Annotated in this window: 16 protein-coding genes; 12 read left to right on the top strand and 4 right to left on the bottom strand. The window is 69.6% G+C overall.

Annotated features, from left to right (window positions below):
• Positions 1-6 precede the first annotated feature (6 nt).
• Both ASF65_RS14555 and ASF65_RS14550 read right to left on the bottom strand, forming a co-directional pair.
• Positions 7-2010 carry an EAL domain-containing protein gene (locus ASF65_RS14555; RefSeq protein WP_055890513.1) on the bottom strand — a complete coding sequence of 668 codons (2004 nt, stop codon included), beginning with the start codon at positions 2008-2010 and terminating at the stop codon, positions 7-9.
• A gap of 122 nt (positions 2011-2132) precedes the next feature.
• Positions 2133-3065 carry a polyprenyl synthetase family protein gene (locus tag ASF65_RS14550; protein ID WP_055890511.1) on the bottom strand — a complete coding sequence of 311 codons (933 nt, stop codon included), beginning with the start codon at positions 3063-3065 and terminating at the stop codon, positions 2133-2135.
• A gap of 204 nt (positions 3066-3269) precedes the next feature.
• On the opposite strand from ASF65_RS14550, the gene fni reads away from it, so the two are divergent.
• From fni to ASF65_RS14505, 9 genes are all read left to right on the top strand, one after another.
• On the top strand, positions 3270-4313 hold the full coding sequence (fni, locus tag ASF65_RS14545; protein WP_055890509.1) for a type 2 isopentenyl-diphosphate Delta-isomerase: 1044 nt from the start codon (positions 3270-3272) through the stop codon (positions 4311-4313).
• A gap of 73 nt (positions 4314-4386) precedes the next feature.
• Entirely contained in the window at positions 4387-5430 is a 1044-nt protein-coding gene (locus ASF65_RS14540) for a class 1 fructose-bisphosphatase (protein ID WP_055890506.1), read from the top strand.
• 1 nt (position 5431) lies between these two features.
• Positions 5432-6109 carry a ribulose-phosphate 3-epimerase gene (gene rpe / locus ASF65_RS14535; RefSeq protein WP_055890504.1) on the top strand — a complete coding sequence of 226 codons (678 nt, stop codon included), beginning with the start codon at positions 5432-5434 and terminating at the stop codon, positions 6107-6109.
• A gap of 275 nt (positions 6110-6384) precedes the next feature.
• Entirely contained in the window at positions 6385-7443 is a 1059-nt protein-coding gene (locus tag ASF65_RS14530) for a TerC family protein (protein ID WP_244486717.1), read from the top strand.
• Positions 7444-7717: 274 nt separating this feature from the next.
• Entirely contained in the window at positions 7718-8833 is a 1116-nt protein-coding gene (locus ASF65_RS14525) for an ABC transporter substrate-binding protein (protein WP_055890503.1), read from the top strand.
• A gap of 125 nt (positions 8834-8958) precedes the next feature.
• Positions 8959-9849 (top strand): ABC transporter permease subunit, encoded by an 891-nt coding sequence (locus ASF65_RS14520; RefSeq protein WP_055890501.1) that lies wholly within the window; start codon positions 8959-8961, stop codon positions 9847-9849.
• Positions 9846-10661, top strand: coding sequence for an ABC transporter permease (locus tag ASF65_RS14515; protein WP_055890499.1), 816 nt, complete (start codon positions 9846-9848; stop codon positions 10659-10661). The genes ASF65_RS14520 and ASF65_RS14515 overlap by 4 nt, the downstream gene beginning before the upstream one ends.
• Positions 10658-11779, top strand: coding sequence for an ABC transporter ATP-binding protein (locus ASF65_RS14510; protein WP_082505623.1), 1122 nt, complete (start codon positions 10658-10660; stop codon positions 11777-11779). The genes ASF65_RS14515 and ASF65_RS14510 overlap by 4 nt, the downstream gene beginning before the upstream one ends.
• An 88-nt stretch (positions 11780-11867) precedes the next feature.
• Complete coding sequence (locus tag ASF65_RS14505; RefSeq protein ID WP_244486715.1) at positions 11868-13322, top strand: alkaline phosphatase D family protein; 1455 nt, start codon at positions 11868-11870, stop codon at positions 13320-13322.
• Positions 13323-13505: 183 nt separating this feature from the next.
• Here ASF65_RS14505 and ASF65_RS14500 read toward each other — a convergent pair whose 3' ends face one another.
• Positions 13506-15275, bottom strand: coding sequence for an SLC13 family permease (locus ASF65_RS14500; RefSeq protein ID WP_055890497.1), 1770 nt, complete (start codon positions 15273-15275; stop codon positions 13506-13508).
• A gap of 137 nt (positions 15276-15412) precedes the next feature.
• Between ASF65_RS14500 and ASF65_RS14495 the strand changes: the two genes are divergently transcribed.
• Genes ASF65_RS14495 through ASF65_RS14485 form a run of 3 tightly spaced genes read left to right on the top strand, consistent with a single transcriptional unit; the run spans position 15413 to position 19757 of the window.
• Complete coding sequence (locus ASF65_RS14495) at positions 15413-18793, top strand: response regulator (protein WP_082505621.1); 3381 nt, start codon at positions 15413-15415, stop codon at positions 18791-18793.
• On the top strand, positions 18790-19173 hold the full coding sequence (locus ASF65_RS14490; protein ID WP_055890493.1) for a response regulator: 384 nt from the start codon (positions 18790-18792) through the stop codon (positions 19171-19173). The genes ASF65_RS14495 and ASF65_RS14490 overlap by 4 nt, the downstream gene beginning before the upstream one ends.
• A complete protein-coding gene (locus ASF65_RS14485; RefSeq protein ID WP_055890492.1) occupies positions 19170-19757 on the top strand; it encodes a DUF533 domain-containing protein in 588 nt (195 codons plus the stop codon). The genes ASF65_RS14490 and ASF65_RS14485 overlap by 4 nt, the downstream gene beginning before the upstream one ends.
• Here ASF65_RS14485 and ASF65_RS14480 read toward each other — a convergent pair.
• Entirely contained in the window at positions 19735-20163 is a 429-nt protein-coding gene (locus ASF65_RS14480) for a CBS domain-containing protein (protein WP_055890490.1), read from the bottom strand. The genes ASF65_RS14485 and ASF65_RS14480 overlap by 23 nt on opposite strands.
• Between the last annotated feature and the right edge of the window lie 106 nt (positions 20164-20269).

The raw sequence follows: 20269 nt of genomic DNA, 5'->3' as shown, positions 1-20269 counted from the left end.
TCGCGGTCAGCCGGCGCGGGCCAGCATCGGCGTCGACGGCAGCACGAAGGGCGTCGGCTTGCCGAACAGGTAGCCCTGCGCGCCGTCGCAGCCGATGCGTCGCAGGATCTCGCGCTGGGCCGGCGTCTCCACGCCCTCGCCGACGATCGCGATTCCCATGTCGCGGCCGATCTGCGCCAGGCCCTTCAGGACCGCCATCGAGTTGCGGTCGATCTCGGCCGAAGTGACGAAGCTCCGGTCGATCTTGATGACGTCGACCGGCAGGCGGCGAAGGTGCGACAGCGACGAGAAGCCGGTGCCGAAATCGTCCACGGCCACCCGCACCCCGAGGGCCCGGACGGCGGTCAGGATCGTGGCCACCTCGTCGTGATTGGAGACGATCGCGGTCTCGGTCAGCTCGATCGTCAGGCGCTGCGGCGGCAGGCCGGTTTCCGCCAGGATCCGGGCGACAAGCGCGGGAAAGCGGATCGAGCGCAGCTGCAGCGCCGACACGTTGACCGCGACATAGAGGTCCGACGGCCAGGCCGACGCCGCGCGGCACGCCGCCTCGAGGACCCAGCGCCCGATCGGCACGATCGCCCCGGAGGCCTCGGCGACGGGGATGAACTCGGCCGGCGACACGGGGCCGCGCATCGGATGCGTCCAACGCAGGAGCGCCTCGTAGCCCCGGATCGCCAGCGTCTCGGGGTCGACGATCGGCTGGTAGTGCAGCCGGAACTCGTCGCGCTCCACCGCGGACTGGAGATCGCTTTCCATCTGCGCGCGCTGCCGATCCGCCTCGCGCATGCCCGGCGTGAAGCGCACGACCTGCCCGCGTCCACGGCGCTTGGCCTCGTAGAGCGCGGCGTCCGCCCGGCGCGTGATCGTGTCGGCATCCTCGGCGTTCTCGATGCTGCAGATGCCGATCGAGCAGCCCGACAGGATCTGGTGCCCGTCGATGTCCATCGGCTCGCGCAAGGCCGCGCCGAACTCATGCGCCATCTGCGCCGCTGATTCCGGGTCGTTGAAGACCAGCGCCGCCAGTTCGTCGCCGCCGATGCGATAGCCGTAAGTGCCCGGCCCCATCGCCGCCTGGAAGCGCCGCGACACCTCGCACAGGAGCTTGTCGCCGGTGGCATGGCCATAGGTGTCGTTGATCGTCTTGAAGTGATCGAGGTCGATCATCATCAGCTTGAACCATCGGCCCTCGGCCAGCGCCTGGTCCATCTTGAGCTGCAGCGCGCGCCGGTTGGGAAGGCCGGTGAGGGGATCGCGGTAGGCGAGATCGATCAGCGACCGGTCGGCGCGGGTCCGCTCGTCCATGTCGATGATCGAGGTCGAAAGGCCGGTGCCGACGATGAGGAGGGCGAGGATCGCGATCGCGAGCGCAACGCCCGTCGACGCGACGCCGGCGGCCGTCTCGGGCAAGGCGAGCGGCGTCACCGTGACGGCCTGCATGGCGAGAAGGTGCAGCGTCAGAATGCCGAGGGACATCATTCCAGCCGACATCCATTCGCGCCGACGCCCGGCCGCGCGCCGCTGGATCCAAAGGGCAAAGACATGGCAACCCGCGGAGGCCGCGAGCGAGAGGGCGACGAAACCGGCGTTCCAGTGGATCACGCCGGCGATCTGGTAGCTGAACATGCCGAGATAGTGCATGCCCGCCACCGACAGACCGAGCATCGAGCCGCCGACCACCGTGCGCAGGCGCGTCGGAACGCGCCCGGCCAGAACGAGCGCGATGCCGGCGCCGACGATGGCCACCAGGATCGACAGGACGGTGAGGAACGGGTCGAAGGTCGCCGGCACGTCGGGCCGGTAGCCGAGCATGGCGACGAAATGCGTGGTCCAGGTCGAGATGCCGGCGCTGATCGCGGCGAGGAATAGCCAGCCGATCCGCGCCATCCCCTCGAAGAAGCGGCTGCGCGCGAAGAGGGTCATCGTCACGAAGGCCCCGCAGGCGCATACGACGGCCGCGAGCAGGAGCAGCGTCAGCTGGTGTTCCAGCACGAGGCAGGTGGACAGGACCATGAACGGCTCTCCGTTGACGGTCCACCATGGTCATGGCGACGTGAAAAAAACCGTAGCGTGTGCCGGAAATTGCGAATTGTCAGGGCCGGATACGATCACGGTGGCCGGCAGCTTGAGCCGCTTCAGCGGCGGCCGCTCTCCTGTTCGATCGCCGGCGCGACCTCGGCAGGCGGCGCGCGGCCGAGACTTGCGAGCCGCACCACCAAGGCATCGAGACGCGAACGGGCACCGAAGACGGTTTCGAGATGGGCACGTGCGGTCCCGATGTGTCGCTCCACCAGCCGCTGCGTCCGCTCGACGCCGACCAGCGCCACCACGGTCGACTTGCCGGCGTCGCGTCCGACGTCCTTGCCGATCGCGGCCGGGTCCGAGGTCAGGTCGAGGAGGTCGTCCATCAGCTGGAAGGCGAGGCCGAGCTCGCCTGCGAAGGCGGAGAGGTTCGCCCGCTGGCCCGGCGTCGCGCCCGCCACGATCGCGCCGAGCTCGACCGCCGACAGGAACAAGGCGCCGGTCTTGCGGCCGTTGGCATCGCCGATGTCCTGCGCCGACCGGGGCCCGCGGCCGCCACGAAGGTCCTGGTACTGGCCGCCGACGAGGCCGAGCGAGCCGACCGCCGAGGCGAGCACCCCGACCGCCGCGTTGCGGCGCTCGGGCGCCAGCCCCTCGATCCGCGACAGGACGGCGAAGGCTTCCGTCAGCATGGCGACCGAGGCGAGCACCGCGACGTCCTCGCCGTGGCCGCGGTGGATCGCCGGGCGGCCGCGCCGCAGCGCCGCGTCGTCCATGCAAGGCAGGTCGTCGAGAATCAGCGAGGCGGCGTGCACCATCTCCACGGCGCAGCCGGCGTCGAGCGCGGCATCCAGCGGACCGCCGAGATCCTGCGCCACGATCGCCGCGATCAGCGGGCGCAGGCGCTTGCCGGGCGCCAGCAGGCTGTCGCGCATCGCCGCCTCCAGCCCCTGCTGGCCTGCCAGGACCACGGGCACGAGTTCGGCCAGCCGCGCTTCGATCCGGGCGAGAAGGAGGGTGTTCGGGCCGTCGGTGGAAAGGGTCATCGCGTCTTCGTCACTTTCGGCGCGGGACATCCCTGATGTCACCGTGGGCAGAGTTCTGTACGAAGTTGTAGCACGGGCGGGCGTCGCTGAAAGCCGCCGGGCCGGGAGGGGAACGCAATGCGACGAATCGACGTAGCGCGCCTCACGCCCGACGATGGCATGCGGGAGGCTCGATTGGACGGCGGGACGAGGAACGGGACGGGCATGGGCGAGGAGACCACGGGCATCGCCGCGCGCAAGGGCGACCATCTCGACATCGTCCTGTCGCCGCGCCTTACCGGCCGCCAGGCCGAGACCGGCTTCGACGCCGTGCGCTTCGAGCACGCGGCGCTGCCCGAGATGGACCTTGACGCGATCGATCTGGGAACGCGGTTTCTCGGCCGCGCGATGCGCGCGCCGATCCTGATCTCCTCGATGACCGGCGGGCCGGAGCGGGCCGGCGCGATCAATGCGCGCCTCGCCGAAGCGGCCGATCACCTCGGCCTTGCGCTCGCGGTCGGCTCGCAGCGCATCGCGCTGGAAGGGCGGGGCGCGGGCGGGCTCGACGCCGGCCTTCGCCGCCGCGCGCCGAACGCGCCGATTCTGGCCAATATCGGCGCGGCGCAGCTTGTCGCGGGTTGGGGACCGGACGAGGCGGGGCGCGCGGTCGCCATGATCGAGGCCGATGCCCTGATCGTCCACCTCAATCCCCTGCAGGAGGCCCTGCAGCCGGGCGGCGACCGGCGCTGGAGCGGCATCCTTGCCGCGATCACGGCGCTGGTCGCGGCCGTCGAGTTCCCGGTCGTGGTCAAGGAGGTCGGCGCTGGCATCTCCGGCCGGCTCGCGCGGCAACTGGTCGATGCCGGCGTCGCGGCGATCGATGTCGCGGGCGCCGGCGGCACCAGCTGGGCGGCGATCGAGGCCGAGCGGACGAGCGACCCGCGCGCACGCGCCGCCGCCCTCCTGTTCTCCGACTGGGGCATTCCGACCGCCCGCGCCATCCACGACGTCCGGGCCGCCTGTCCCGAGGCCGTGGTGATCGGCTCAGGGGGCGTTCGCAACGGCCTCGACGCGGCGCGCGCGATTCGGCTCGGCGCCGACCTTGTCGGCCAGGCCGCGGCCGGGCTGCCCGCGGCGGATCGCTCGACCGAGGCGGTGGTCGCCCATTTCACGCAGGTGATCGAGGAGTTGCGGATCGCCTGCTTCTGTACCGGTTCGGCCGATCTCGGGGCGCTGCGCCGGGCGCCGCTCCTGTCGCCCGCGCCTTGAGCCCCGCTTTCCGTTTGCCGCGGGCGTGTCCCATCCGCTAATCCGGGCCGACCACGGTTTCGACGGAGGACGCATGAGCACGCTGACGCAATACCTCGAGGCCCATGCGGCGGCCGGCTCCCGGCAGCGCGACGTCGCGGCGCTGATCGAGCGGCTGGCCGAGGCCGCCGGCTCGCTCCAGCGCCTGATCTCGACCGGCGCGACCGGGGATGCGGGCGCGGCCACCGGCCCGGCGGGCGACCCGAACGGCGGCGGCGACATCCAGAAGGTGCTCGACCGCGAGGCCGACCGTCTGTTCCTCGATGCTGCGCGCGCCGCGCCCGTCGCCTTCTACGGCTCGGAGGAGCAGGACGAGGCGGTGGTCCTGAACGAGGGCGCGAGCCTTGCCATGGCGATCGACCCGCTGGACGGCTCGTCCAACATCGAGACCAACGTGTCGATCGGCACGATCTTCTCGATCCTGCCGGTCACCGACGCGCATCGCGCCGATCCCTCGGGCGTCTTCCGGCAGCCGGGACGCGCGCAGCTGGCGGCGGGCTTCTTCGTCTACGGTCCGCGCCTCATGCTGGTGGTGACGCTGGGCGAGGGCACCCACGCCTTCGGCTGGTCGCCCGAGACCGGCACCTTCACGCGCATGGGACCGCTCAACATTCCGGCGGTCGCCAGGGAATATTCGATCAACGCCTCCAACGCGCGCCACTGGGACGAGCCGGTGCGCCTCTACATCGAGCGCTGCCAGGAGGGGGCGGAGGGCCCGCGCGGGTGCGACTTCAACATGCGCTGGGTCGCATCGATGGTGGCCGACGCCTATCGCATCTTCGTGCGCGGCGGCATCTACATCTACACCGGCGACCGCCGGAAGGGTTACGATCGCGGCCGCATCCGCCTCGTCTACGAGGCGAACCCGGTCGGCTTCTGCGCCGAGCAGGCGGGCGGGGCGGCGAGCGACGGCATCCAGCCGATCCTCGACATCGTGCCCGATGGCCTCCACCAGCGCACGCCCGTCGTCTTCGGCTCGCGCGAGGAGGTCGTCGAGTTCGCCCGCGTGATGGCCGATCCCGCCAGCCTCACCGAGACCTCGTCGCTGTTCGGCCAGCGTCCGATCGGGGGCATCTGAGGTGAGCGGCGACATCCTCATCGCGCCCTCGATCCTGTCGTCCGACTTCTCGCGGCTCGGCGAGGAGATCGCCGCCGTCGACCGGGCGGGCGCCGACTGGATCCACCTCGACGTGATGGACGGGCACTTCGTGCCCAACATCACCTTCGGGCCGCCGGTCGTGGCGGCCGTGCGCGGCGCCTCACGCAAATTCTTCGACGCCCATCTGATGATCGAGCCGGCCGATCCGTATCTCGAGGCCTTCGCCAGGGCGGGCTGCGACGGGATCACCGTGCACGCCGAGGCCTCGACCCATCTCGACCGGACGCTGCAGGCGATCCGCGGGCTCGGCTGCAAGCCGGGCGTCGCGATCAATCCGGCGACGCCCGAGACCGCGATCGAATACGTCCTCGACCGCGTCGACCTCGTGCTGGTGATGACGGTGAACCCCGGCTTCGGCGGGCAGAGCTTCATCCCGGCGACGCTGGAGAAGATCCGGCGCCTGCGCGCGCTGATCGGCGACCGGCCGATCCGGCTGCAGGTGGACGGCGGCGTCGCGCCCGACACGATCGGCGCGATCCGGGCGGCCGGCGCCGACACGTTCGTCGCGGGCTCGGCGGTCTACCGCGGCGGCACGGAAGTAAGCTATCGTGACAATATCGCCAAGCTTCGCGAACACGCCGGTCTCAACAAAGCGTGATTGCGCCGAAGTAACGACGCGCAATCCCTTGGTTTCAACCGGTTAGTCCCAAACTTCCGGTACCGGCGTTTCTCCGTCGCTCTTCCGTGCCCAAGATTTGTGGCGGCGGGATGTTGCATTGCGGCAGCGATTGCACACCTAAGCGGCCGCACGCATGGGTCCGGGGAGTTGCGACGCGCCGTCGCCGTTCCAGCTATGCAGGCGAGAGCGCGGCCCCTGCGGCCTTTGTCAGTTTCGAAGCCGCACCCACGAAGGGCGGCGCTTAGGAGGGATCGTTGGAGCAAACACTTTCGGATGCGGCGGCACAAACGGCCGTGACGGGCGTCTCGCCCGACGTCGTGCCGACCTGGGTGTGGCTGGCCACCATCGCGGCCATCGGCGCCCTCTTCGTCTTCGACTTCCTCACCCACGTCCGAAAGCCCCATGAGCCGACCTTTAAGGAATCGGCCCTGTGGTCGACCTTCTACGTCGGTCTGGCGCTCCTCTTCGGCTGGGGCGTCTGGCACTTCTGGGACCGCCAGCACGGCATCGAGTATTTCGCCGGCTTCGTCACCGAGAAGTCGCTCTCGGTCGACAACCTCTTCGTGTTCGTCATCATCATGAAGAGCTTCCTAGTGCCGCGCGCCTACCAGCAGAAGGCGCTGCTCATCGGCATCGTGATCGCGCTCGTCATGCGCGGCATCTTCATCGCGCTGGGCGCGGCGGCCATCGAGCGCTTCTCCTGGGTGTTCTACCTCTTCGGCCTGTTCCTCCTCTGGACGGCGTGGAAGCTCATCGTCGAGAGCCTGAAGCACCAGAAGACGACCGACGAGGAGTACGAGCCGAACTCGATCGTGAAGTACTTCCAGCGCCACCTGAACACGACCGACGACTACCGCGGCAACCAGCTGTGGGTCATCGAGAACGGCAAACGCCTGTTCACGCCGATGTTCATCGTGATCCTGGCGCTCGGCATGACCGACCTCCTGTTCGCGCTGGACTCGATCCCCGCGATCTACGGCCTGACGGACGCGCCCTACATCGTCTTCACGGCCAACGCCTTCGCGCTGCTCGGCCTCCTGCAGCTCTACTTCCTGATCGGCGGCCTGCTCGATCGCCTCGTCTATCTCGGCATCGGCCTGTCGCTGATTCTCGCCTTCATCGGCCTGAAGCTCATCGTCCACGCCGTCGAGGCCAACACGCTGCCCTTCCTCAACGGCGGCCAGCCGATCGCGGTGCCATCCTGGATGCACATCGAGATCGAGCAGTCGCTGATGGTCATCATCGGCATCCTCGTCGTCACCACGGTGGCGAGCCTCCTGAAGAGCCGGGCGGACGGGCGCAAGATCCAGTAGCCTCGAGCCATCCGAACCCAACCCGACGAAGCCGGCCCTCTGGGCCGGCTTTTTCGTGTCTGGCGCCCAAGTGCGCCAAAGCCGGGGACGGCACAGCCTGCGCCTCTTGCCCCGCCGGCGTTTTCCCGCTCACATAGGCGTCGGACGCAACGGCACCTCCGTCCGGTGCGAGCGACACGGAACTGTCACGCGTCGGTGATAGTCCCCCGCTCGGCCGGGGGCTGAGCGCTGCTGGCGCGGCATGCCCATCGCAGGACAACGTCAGGAGAGCTGGATGATCGGGACTTTGAAACAGGGCGTGTCGCTTGCGGTGCTCGCGAGCTTTGCGCTGGGCGCCGCTGCGACCGGTGCGAGCGCGCAAGGGATGGACGCGCTGGTCGAGGCCGCCAAGAAGGAAGGCTCGCTCACCACGATCGCCCTGCCGCACGACTGGTGCAACTACGGCGAGATGATCTCCGGCTTCAAGGCGAAGTACGGCCTCCAGGTCAACGAGCTCAATCCCGACGCCGGCTCCGCCGACGAGATCGAGGCGATCAAGGCCAATCAGGGCAACACCGGCCCGCAGGCGCCCGACGTGATCGACGTCGGCCTGTCCTTCGGCCCGCAGGCCAAGACCGACAAGCTGATCCAGCCCTACAAGGTCGCGACCTGGGGCGAGATCCCGGCCGACGCCAAGGATGCCGAGGGCTACTGGTACGGCGACTACTACGGCGTGCTCACCTTCGAGGTGAACAAGGACATCGTGTCCGAGGTGCCGCAGGACTGGGCCGACCTCCTGAAGTCCGACTACGCCAACTCCGTCGCGCTGGCCGGTGATCCGCGCGCCTCGGCGCAGGCCATCCAGGCCGTCTACGCCGCGGGTCTTTCCAAGTCGCCGAACGGCTCGGCCACCGAGATCGCCGATGCCGGCCTCGACTTCTTCAAGCAGCTGAACGCGGCCGGCAACTTCGTGCCCGTCATCGGCAAGCCGGCCTCGCTCGCGCAGGGTACGACGCCGATCATGATCCGCTGGGACTACAACGCCCTGTCGAGCCGCGACACCTTGAACGGCAACCCGGCCGTCGAGGTCGTGGTGCCCAAGACCGGCGTTCTCGCCGGCGTCTACGTCCAGGCGATCAGCGCCTACGCGCCGCACCCGAACGCGGCCAAGCTCTGGATGGAGTACATCTACTCCGACGAGGGTCAGCTGACCTACCTCAAGGGCTACTGCCACCCGATCCGCTTCAACGAGATGGCCAAGGCCGGCAAGATCCCGAAGGATCTCCTCGACCGCCTGCCGCCGGCCGCCTCCTACGAGGCTGCGAAGTTCCCCTCGCTGGAAGACCAGAACGCCGCCAAGACCGAGATCACCACCAAGTGGGATCAGGTCGTGGGCGCCAACGTCCAGTAAGACAGACGTCAAACGCGTCCGGACCGTCGCCTCGCGGCGGCGGTCCATCGTCTTCCCACCACGCCGGTCGCCGGCGTCCCGCGCAAAAGGGGTCTCCCGCGTTGAGTGTCCAGGCCCTCGAGCCCATGACGGGCGCCGCTGCTGCCGCCGGGCCGCCGGCCGAGCGCGCGAAGAAGGGCTCGCTCGCCTGGGTGGGCGTCGTCCCGTTCTTCGCCTTCGCGATCCTGTTCCTGATCGCCCCGACCTTCTACCTCGTGGTCGGCGCCTTTCAGGACCCTGCGGGCAGCTTCACGCTCGCCAACATCGCCGGGCTCTTCCAGTCGCAGATCGTGGCGGCCTACTGGATTTCGATCCGCATCAGCCTCGCCTCGGCCGGCCTCGGCGCGCTGCTCGGCTTCTTCCTCGCCTATGCGATCGTGCACGGCGGCCTGCCGTCCTGGATCCGCTCCTCCGTCGTCACCTTCTCGGGCGTCGCCTCGAACTTCGCCGGCATCCCGCTCGCCTTCGCCTTCCTGGCCACCCTCGGGCGCATCGGCCTCGTCACCTGGTTCCTCAACGAGGCCTTCGGCCTCAACATCTACCGGCTCGGCTTCAACCTCCTGAGCTTCTGGGGCCTGACGACCACCTATCTCTACTTCCAGATCCCGCTGATGGTGCTGATCATCACGCCGGCGCTGGACGGGCTGAAGCGGGAATGGCGCGAGGCCTCCTCGATCCTCGGCGCCTCGAACTGGCAGTACTGGCGCATGGTGGCGCTGCCCGTCCTGTTCCCCAGCCTCATGGGCTGCTTCCTGCTCCTTTTCGCCAACGCCTTCGGCGCCATCGCCACGGCCTACGCGCTGACCGGCTCCTCGCTCAACATCGTGCCGATCCTCCTCTACGCGCAGATCCGCGGCGACGTCCTCTACAACCCCAACCTCGGCTACGCGCTCGCCTTCGGCATGATCGTGATCACCGGCTGCTCCAACCTCCTCTACATCTGGCTGCGATCGCGCGCCGAGCGGTGGCTGCGATGAAGGCGCCGCGGGTCCTCGCCTGGATCGCTGTGGTTCTGGCCGCGCTCTACTTCCTCCTGCCGCTCTGGGCGACGTTCCAGTTCTCGCTCTCCATGCTGCGCGGCCAGTGGAGCTTCCAGGCCTACCGGGTTGTCTTCGCCGACGACCGGTTCCAGGAGACCTTCCTGTTCTCCGGCATCTGCGCGGTCACGACCATCGTGCTCGGCACGCTCCTCGTCGTTCCGACGGCCTACTGGGTGCGCCTGCGCCTGCCGCGGCTTCGCCCGGTGATCGAGTTCATCACCCTCCTGCCGCTGGTGATCCCGCCGATCGTCCTCGTGTTCGGGTATCTCAGGCTCTACAACTCCTCGTCCTGGCTGCCCTTCACGGGCACGGTCGCCGGCACCAACGTCATCCTCGTCTTCGGCTACACGGTGCTGGCGCTGCCCTACATGTACCGCGCCGTCGACACCGGACTTCAGGCGATCGACATCCGCACGCTGACGGAAGCCGCCGAAAGCCTCGGGGCGAAGCGCTCAACCATCCTGACACAGGTGATCCTTCCGAACGTGCGCGCGGCGGTCCTGTCGGGCGCCTTCTTGACCTTCGCCATCGTGATCGGCGAGTTCGTGCTGGCGAGCCTCCTCAACCGCCCGGCCTTCGGTCCCTATCTCCAGAACGTCGGCGCCAACCGGGCCTACGAGCCCGCCGCGCTCGCGATGATCGCCTTCGCGGTGACCTGGGGCTGCATGGTGCTGCTGCATCTCCTCGGTGGCGCGGGTCCCGGTCGCGCGCGCTCCTTCCTCAAACCCAAGGCGAGGGCGGTTCCATGAGCTTTCTCGAGATCGCGGACGTCGCCAAGAGCTTCGGCGCCAACACCGTCCTGCACGGCTTCGATCTCTCGGTGGAGAAGGGCGAGTTCGTCACCTTCCTTGGGCCTTCGGGCTGCGGCAAGACCACGATGCTGCGCATCGTCGCCGGCTTCGAGACGGCGAGCCGCGGCACGGTGCGCATCGACGGTCAGGACGTGACCGACCTTGCGCCGAACGCCCGGCGCATCGGCATGGTGTTCCAGGCCTATGCCCTGTTCCCCAACATGAGCGTCGCCGACAACGTCGCCTTCGGGCTGAAGGTCGCGGGCGTTCCGAAGGCGGAGCGTCGCTCGCGCGTCGAGGACATGCTGCGCCTCATCGGCCTGCCGCATATCGCCGACCGATATCCCTACCAGCTCTCGGGCGGCCAGCAGCAGCGCGTGGCGCTGGCGCGCGCCATCGCGCCGCGCCCGCGCGTCCTTCTCCTCGACGAGCCGCTGTCGGCGCTCGATGCCAAGATCCGCGTCTCGCTGCGCACCGAGATCCGCGACCTCCAGCGCGAGCTCGGCATCACCACGATCTTCGTGACGCACGACCAGGAGGAGGCGCTCTCCATGTCGGACCGCATCGTCGTCATGTCGGAAGGGCGCATCGAGCAGGTTGGCACGCCGTTCGAGATCTACAACCGTCCCCGCACGCGCTTCGTCGCTTCCTTCGTCGGCACGCTCGGCCTTCTGAACGGCGAGGTCGCGCACGGCGACCGCGTGGTCGTCGACGGGCAGGAGATCGAGGCGCATGCCGGCGAAGCGCGGGTCGGCGACACGGTCACGCTGGCGCTGCGCCCCGAGGCCCTGTCGCTCCATCCCAGCCGCGAGCGCTCCAACGAGCTGCGCGGCGAGATCACGTCCGTCGCCTTCCTCGGCTCGGTGGTGCGCCTGCGCGCCCGCTTCGGCCGCGACGAGCTGATGATCGACACGTTCAACGATCCGGCCATGCCGCCGCCGAGCCTCGGCTCGACCGTGAAGGTGCATTTCGCGCCGGCCGACGTCCTGTGCCTCGGCGCCGAGGCCGGCGCGCCCGGCACGGGTGCCCGCCCGTCGGCGCCCGTCACCGGCCTGCGCATGCCGCTCGCCGTCTGAGGTTCGGCCCCGCCCAAGCCTTGTCGCGGCCCGCTCGCGCACGACATGTCGGGCGTCGAGAGGCGGCCGGACGAGGAACCCGAGGACGTTGAGCACCACCCCCCTGCACGAGCCGGCGCTGGTCGCCGGCCCCATCCTCTACGCGCGCGGTGCGGACCCGGCCGCGGTCCGGCTCGGCCTCGTCGCGGTCACGCGGCAGGGGGCCGAGGCGCCCCGGTTGGAAGCGGACGGGGCGGACGCGGCGCCGCTCGCGCTTCGCGCCGAGCTCTTCGGCCACGCCGTCTGGGGCGCCGAGTTCACGCTGCCGGTCGGGCCGGAGACGGGCTACCGGCTGGACGGGCGGCACTTTCCCGTCGTGACCGACCTCTCCGGCGATCTCGCGGTCGGCTTCGTCTCCTGCAACGGGCAGGAGAACGGCGACGAGGCGCGCAGCCACGAGGACCGCGACGTCATGTGGCGGCGGCTGGCCGCCGAGCACCGCACGCGCCCCTTCGCGCTCCTTCTCCACGGCGGCGACCAGCTCTATGCCGACGAGGCGATGGACGCCCATCCCGAGACGCGGCGCTGGGCCGAGCTGGACATCGACCGCAAGCCCGGTGTCGACTGGACGCCCGCCATGGAGGAGGCCGCTCGCGGCTATTTCTTCCGCCGCTATCTCGCGCTGATCCGTCAGCCGGCCTTCGCCGAACTCGGCGCGCGCGTGCCTTCGCTGATGATCTGGGACGACCACGACATCTTCGACGGCTGGGGCAGCCATCCCGCGGGCCTGCAGGAGAGCCCCGTCGCGCTCGGCCTCTTCCGGGCGGCGCGCGAGATGTTCGTGCTGTTCCAGCTCGGCGCCGACCCCGCCGCGCTGCCGGCCACCTGCCGCGACCGGACCGGCGCGAGCTTTTCGCAGGACGCCCTGTTCCCCGGCTTCTGCGTGCTCCTGCCCGATCTTCGCTCGGAGCGCACGCCGGGGCGCGTCATGGGAGACGAGGGCTGGAAGGCCTTCGAGGCGGGGCTGGATGCCGCGCCGGGCAGCGATCGGCGGATCGTCGTCTCCAGCGTGCCGGCGCTCGGGCCGCGCCTGTCGCTGGTCGAGGCGCTGCTGGATCTCTATCCCGGCCAGCAGCAGTACGAGGACGACCTGCGCGACCAGTGGCAGAGCCGCGGCCACCGGGCGGAATGGGTGCGCTTTCTTTCACGTCTTGAGCGCGAGGCGGTCGAACGCGGAGGCCCGGTCACCGTCGTGTCGGGCGAGATCCATTTGGCGACGCGCGGCGAGATGCGCCTGTCCGACGGCTCGTCGCTGCACCAGCTCGTCGCCTCGGGCATCACCCATCCCAAGCCGCCGGCCGCCCTCGGCCTCGGTCTCGGCCTCCTGTCGCGGCTCGGACACTCGCCGCTGCCGGGACGGCCGATCCGGCTGAAGCGCCTGCCCGGCCAGCGCACGGTCTACACCGCCGAGCGGAACTACCTCGTCTTGCGCCGACGCGCCGGGCACTGGACCGCGTCCTGGGAACTCGAAGACAGCGGGCGCACCGCCGAGCTGGGGCTGTAGCTCGGCATCCGACCGGGCCTGACCCTCGTCGTCGCCGTTCAGGCGGCCGCCGCGCGGCGGGCCGCTTGGCGTCCGGGGCGTGCGCTCCTCGCCGGTCGCGATGCGCAGCATCGCTCCCTCCGCGCGCCGTGCCGCGAACCGAACCTTTCTCCGTGCCGGCGAGCCGACCCGTTGGGAACCGCTTCAGCCGCCGACCGGCCAGAACAGCGCGATCAGCGGGACGCCGACGAAGAGCACGATGGCCGAGAGCGGCAGGCCGAGGCGCCAGTAGTCGCCGAACCGGTAGCCGCCCGGCGCCATGACGATCGTGTTGCACTGGTGACCGATCGGCGTGAGGAAGTCGCAGGCCGCTCCCAGCGCCACCGCCATCAGGAACGGGTCGGGGTTCAGCCCCAGCCGGATCGCAAGGCTGCCGGCGATGGGGCCGAGCATCAGCACCGTCGCCGCGTTGTTGAGAAACGGCGTCACCGCCATCGCGAGCAGCGTCACCATGAAGAGCGAGGTCAGCGGCGACAGTCCATGGAGGGCGGTCGACAGCCAGCCGGCGATGAGGTCGGTGCCGCCGGTGGTCTGAATGGCCTCCGACAGCGGGATCAGCGCGGCGAGGAGCACGATCACCGACGCCTCCACCGTACCATAGGCCTCGTGCATGCTCATGACGCGCAGGAGAAGGAGGATCACCGCGGCGCCGAAGAAGGCGGCGACCGCGCTGACGATACCCGCGGCGGTCAGGATCATCGCGGCCGCCAGAACCCCGAGCGGAATGAACGAGCGTCGCGAGCGGCCGAGCACGATCGAACGCTCGGCGAGCGGCAGGATGCGCAGTTCGGCGAGCGCCGCCGGCACGCTCTCGCTGGTTCCCTTCAGGACGAGGACGTCGCCCTCGCGAAGGCGCAAGGTCGCGAGCCGCTGTTCGATCGGCCGCCCGGAGCGGCTGACGGCAAGCACCGCCACCCCATGTGCGGTCTCCAGCGCCAGCTTGCCGAGGCGCGAGCCGATCGCCGGCGACTGCGGTGTCACGACGCCTTCCACCACGCTCTCGGTCTCGATGTCGGCGCGCGTTGTCAGATCGCCCGTGAGGCTGAGGCCGGCGCGCGCCACGGCCCGCTCGATGCCCTCCGGCTCGCCGCCCAGAAGCAGGAGGTCGCCCGCCTTTAGCACCATGCCCGGCGTCGGTTCGTGGCGGCGGAACCGCTCGCGGATCACGAGGCGCACGGCGATGTCATTGTCGGCGGCCGCCTCGAGTTCGGCGACGCTGCGCCCCGCGATGGTCGAGCCGGCCGGGATCTCGGCCTCGGCGGTGTAGGCGTCGAGGGCGAAGGCGTCGCCCATGCCGCCCGCGGCCTTCCGCTTCGGGATGAGGCCGGAGGCGAGCGAGAGGAACAGGAAGCCGCAGACCACGACGCCGATGCCGACCGGCGCGTAGTCGAACATGGCGAACGGCTGCCCCGTCATGTCCTGGCGGATCTTCGAGACGATGATGTTGGGCGAGGTGCCGACGAGGGTCACGAGGCCGCCGATCAGCGAGCCGAAGGCCATCGGCATCAGGAGCTGGGAGACCGACGTGCCGTTCTTGCGCGAGACCTGCGCGGCGATCGGCATGAACATGGCGAGCGCGCCGACGTTCTTCGTGACCATCGACAGGAGCGTGACGGCGCCGACCAGCACGAAGACCTGCCGCCGCGCCGTGCGCATGTGCGGCATCAGCGGGCGCATGATGTCCTCGACGACGCCCGAGCGCGCGATCGCGGCGCTGACGAGGAGCGCGGCGACGACGATCACCACCACGTCGTCGGCAAAGCCCGAGAAGGCGCTCTTCACCGGCACGATCCCGGTGATGACGCCGGCCAGAAGTCCGAGCAGCGCGATCAGGTCGTAGGGCAGGCGGCCCCAGACGAAGCCGGCGACGGTGAGGCCGACGAGGCCGAAGGCGAGGGCTTGGTCGAGGGTCATGGAGGGCTCGCGGAGGGGACGGCGGAAGGCGGGAGCGAAAAAACGGCGCGGCGACCTGTGCCCGTCGAACGAAATCGGGTGCGCGCCGTTACGCGAGGGATGCGGCGCCCTCGTCCGCGTTCGGGGGACTTCCAAGCATGACACAAGGTGGCGCCGGGATCGCATCCGGCAATAAGGGCGTGGCGACGGTACAGGCAGCGCTCGGGCGCACGGCGATCCTCGCCGGAGGCCTGCTCGCCCTGGCGATCGCAGCCTTCGTCTGGACCACATGGCAGGACACCCGGCGCGAGGAGACGGCGAGCGGCAATGCCGCCATCGTCGCCGAGGCCGAGCGCTTCCTGTCGATGATGGCCAGCATCGAGACATCGACCCGCGGCTACGTCATCGCGGGCACGGAGGACTTCCTGTCCCCGTTCCGCCAGAACGTCGCCGACCTGCCGGCGCAGCTCACCCGGATGGAGAATGTCTGGAACGAGGGCGGCGGCGATCCGGCCCGGCTTTCGCGCCTGCGCGAGTTGGCCGAGCAGGAGATCGCCTTCGACACCGAGACGGTGCGCCTGCGCAACGAGGAGGGCGTCGAAGCGGCCTCCGACCTCGTGCGCTCGGGCGCCGGCAAGCGTCTGATGGACGATATCCGCATGGAGGTCGGGCTGGCGCAGACGAATGCGCAGAAGCGCGTCGACCTCGCCGAGGCGACGGCGCATCGCGACGCGCTGATCTCCAACATCGCCTTTCTCGCCGCGATCCTGTCGGCCGCCTCGCTCGCCTTCATCGCCTTCCGCCGGCATGTCGAGAGCCGGCGGGCGAGCGGCATGCTGTCGGCGGTCCTGGAGAACTCGCCGGTGGCGATCGGCTTCGTCGGCCGCGACGGCCGTCTCGGCCGCCTCAACCCGGCCTTCGCGCAGGCCGGCGCGAGCCTGCAGCGCGAGGTGGCGGTCTCGGATTCCCTGCTCGACCTCTTCCCGCGCGACCGCGTGATGCTTGAGCGCATGCTGGACGAGACGCTGCGCTGGGGCCGCACCCACAACGGCGTGGAACTGCGGGCGGGTGACGAGGAGAGCGAGCAGATCTACCTCGCCAGCATCTATCCGCTGCGCACCGAGGGGCGCATCGCCCACGAGACAGTGGGCGCCGGCGTCGTTCTGACCAACGCGACCAAGCGCCTGCGCGCCGAGCGCCAGCTCGCCTATTCCGAGACGCGCTTCCGCTCGCTGATCGAGGCGACGTCGGCGATCGTCTGGTCGGCACCGAATTCCGGTCGCTTTTCGGGCGCCCAGCCCGGTTGGGCTGCCTTCACCGGCCAGACCGAGGCGCAGTATGCGGGCTTCGGCTGGACCGAGGCCCTGCATCCCGAAGACCGCGAGCGCAGCGCCAAGGCCTGGAAGGAGGCCGTGGAGCGCGAGGGAACCTACAAGATCGAGCACCGCGTGCGCCGCCACGACGGCGAGTGGCGCGACATGCTGGCGCGTGCGGTTCCCATCCGCGGCCCGGACAGGGACCTCATCGAGTGGGTCGGCACCCACACCGACATCACCGACCAGAAGCGGATCGCCGCCGAGCTCGGCCATTCCAACGAGCAGTTCCGCATTATCGCCGACAACATCCCGCAGTTCGCCTGGATCGCCGACCCGAACGGCGACATCGACTGGTACAACCAGCGCTGGTTCGACTACACCGGCACGACGCTGGAGGAGATGCGCGGGCACGGCTGGACCAAGGTCCATCATCCCGACCACATCGAGCGGGTGCGCGAGGAGCTGGCCCGCAGGTTTGCCGAAGGCGTGAAGTGGGAGGACAGCTTCCCGCTGCGCGGCGCCGACGGGCAGTATCGCTGGTTCCTCTCCCAGGCGATCCCGATCCGAGACGAGAGCGGAACGATCACGCGCTGGTTCGGCACCAACACCGACATCACCTCGCAGCGCGCCGCCGAGCAGGAGCTCGCCGCCGCCAAGGAGGTGGCCGAGAACGCCAATCGCGCCAAGTCGCAGTTCATCGCCAACATGAGCCACGAGCTGCGCACGCCGCTCTCGGCCGTGATCGGCTATGCCGAGATGCTGGAGGAGGAGGTCGAGGATCTCGGCCAGGCTCATCTTCTCACCGACCTGAAGAAGATCGAGCAGAACGCCCGCCACCTCCTCAGCCTCATCAACGACGTCCTCGACCTCTCGAAGATCGAGGCGGAACGGATGGAGGTCTATGCCGAAAGCTTCCAGCTGTCGGACGTGCTCGACGAGGTGGCCTCGACGGTCGGCTCGCTGATCACCAAGAAGAACAATCGTCTGGCGGTCGAGAAGGACGGCGATCTCGGCGAGATGCACACCGACCAGGTGAAGCTGCGCCAGTGCCTGATCAATCTCCTGTCGAATGCCGCCAAGTTCACCGAGGAGGGGACGATCACGCTGGCGGCCAGCCGCGAGCCGCAGGACGGCGGCGACTGGATCCGGCTGGAGGTGACCGACACCGGCATCGGCATGACGCCCGAGCAGCTGGAGCGCCTGTTCGAGCGTTTCGCGCAGGCCGACGAATCGACGACGCGCAAGTTCGGCGGCACGGGGCTGGGGCTCGCCATCACCCGCGCCTTCTGCCGGCTGCTCGGCGGCGACATCGGCGTCACCAGCGTCGAGGGGCAGGGCACGACCTTCACCATCCGCATTCCGGCCGAGGTCGAGAAGCCCGTCGAGGAGGCCCTGCCGGATACGACCGACGTCAAGCCGCCGGCGGAATCGGGAGCCGGGCTGGTGCTGGCGATCGACGACGACCCGCATGCGCGCGAGCTCGTCACCCGCTTCCTGATGCGCGAGGGCTTCTCGGTGCGCACCGCGGCCGACGGCCTCAGCGGCCTCGAGATGGCGCGCCTCCTGAAGCCCGACGTGATCCTACTCGACGTCACGATGCCGAAGATGGACGGCTGGGCCGTCCTGACCGAGCTGAAGGGCGATCCCGAGGTGTCGGCGATCCCGGTCGTGATGATCACCATCATCGACGAGCACAGCCTTGGCTATGCGCTGGGCGCGGCGGACTATCTCCTGAAGCCGGTCGAGTGGAACCGCTTGAAGGCGGTGCTGGATCGCTTCCGCACCAGCGACAACGGGCTGATCCTCGCGGTCGACGACGACGAGGACGGCCTGCACCGCACCGCCACCATGCTGGAGCGCGAGGGGCTGAAGGTCATCACGGCGCTGAACGGGCGCGAGGCGCTGGCGCGCATGGAGACCGAGCGCCCGAGCCTTATCCTCCTCGATCTCGTGATGCCCGAGATGGACGGCTTCGCGTTCCTGAAGGCCCTGCGCGAGCGGGCGGACTGGCGCGAGATTCCTGTCGTCGTCCTCACCTCCAAGGACCTGACGGCCGACGAGAAACGCTTCCTGCAGGGGCAGGCCGAGGATGTCTTCTCGAAAGGCGACGTCGACCTGAGGGACCTTGCGGCCCAGATCCGCGTTATGGTCAGTCAGGGTGCGGACGCCGTGTCGTCACAGCCTGCACAGACGGGACAGTCCGCATCGGAGCCGACATCATGACACGCATCCTGCTGGTCGAGGACCACGAGGAAATCTGGGACTTCCTGTCCCGCCGCCTGCAGCGGCGCGGCTACGAGGTGGTGCTTGCGCACGACGGACAGGACGGGATCGAGAAGGCCCGGGGCGCGGCCCCGGACATCATCCTTCTCGACATGAACCTGCCGGTTCTCGACGGCTGGACGGCCGCGCGCACCATGCGGGCCGACGCCTCGATGCCGCGCATTCCGATCATCGCGCTGACCGCCCACGCCATGTCGGGCGATAAGGAAAAGACGCTGGCGGCCGGTTGCGACGACTACCACGCCAAGCCCGTCGACTTCTCCAAGCTCCTCGGACAGATCGAGGCCCTGCTGCCGCAGCCCGCGGCGGCGCAAGCTTGAGCGTCGAATGGCTCTGGCGCCTGGCCGGGCGCCAGGCGGGACCGCGCGACGGGCAGGGCCTGAACCTCGAGGCGCTCGACCTACCCGCGATGGACGCCGCCCCCGCGCCGGCGCCGGTCTCGACGCGCCGCGACAGCGTGGAGGCGACGCTGGCGCTGAAGGTTCTGTCGGCGCATCTGGCGAACTTCCGGCAGGTCTCGTTTCCGCTGACCCTCGACTTCCGCTCCTTCTCGGCCGGGGAGGCGGCGCTCGTCGTGGATGCGGCCGCGCTGGCGCTCGAAGCCGACGAGGGTGGCTGGGCGGACGCCGCACGGCGCGAGCGCGCGCGGGAGACGCTGGCGCGGCTCGGCGCCACGCCTTCGCATCTCGCGCCTTTGGGAGACGAGGCGGCACCGCCGGTCTCGATCGGCGCTCTGGCCGATGCCGCGCGCCGGCTCGACAAGGCGGCGCACGTCTATGCCGTTTCGCTTCTGGTGGTCGGCCAGCGCTCGGCGGTCGCGCAGGCCTATCTCACCTACCTCGCCGCCCGCCTTGGCCTGACGGCGAACGTCGTCGGCAGCCTCAACCGGCGCTTTCGCGCGTGATCTCGCGCAGCGCCGACTGAACCGTGCCCGATTCCAGAAGAAGCACGCGCGACAGGTCGGCGAGCGTCACCCAGCCGACCACGGCGCCGTCTCCTTGCGTGACGGCAAGGCGCCGGATGCGATGCGCGGTCATCAGGTCCATCGCGGCCTGCAGGCTGTCGGACGGACGGCAGGCGAGGAGCGGCGCGGACATGACGTCGCGCGCCCGCGTCTGCGCCGGATCGAGGCCGCGCGCCACGACGCGGTAGAGGATGTCGCGATCGGTGACGACGCCCTTGGCGTCGTCCGCCGTGCCGATGGGCAGCGATCCGACGTCGAGGTCCCCCATCATCACGGCGAGTTCCGACACGGGGTCGTCGAGCCCGGCAAACTCGACATGCCGGTTCATCACGTCCTGGATCTTCAAGATGGCGCATCCTCGTGGCGGGTGGCGTTGGCCGAGAACAACGGACGTGCCGGCAAACGGTTCGCAGGTGCGGGAACCAAATACGTGGCTTCCGCCTTTCTCGATC

Source organism: Aureimonas sp. Leaf324, from assembly GCF_001423245.1.
GTDB lineage: Bacteria > Pseudomonadota > Alphaproteobacteria > Rhizobiales > Rhizobiaceae > Aureimonas.
The sequence above is the reverse complement of the archived record's forward strand: the minus strand, read 5'-3'. Positions and strand labels throughout refer to the sequence as shown.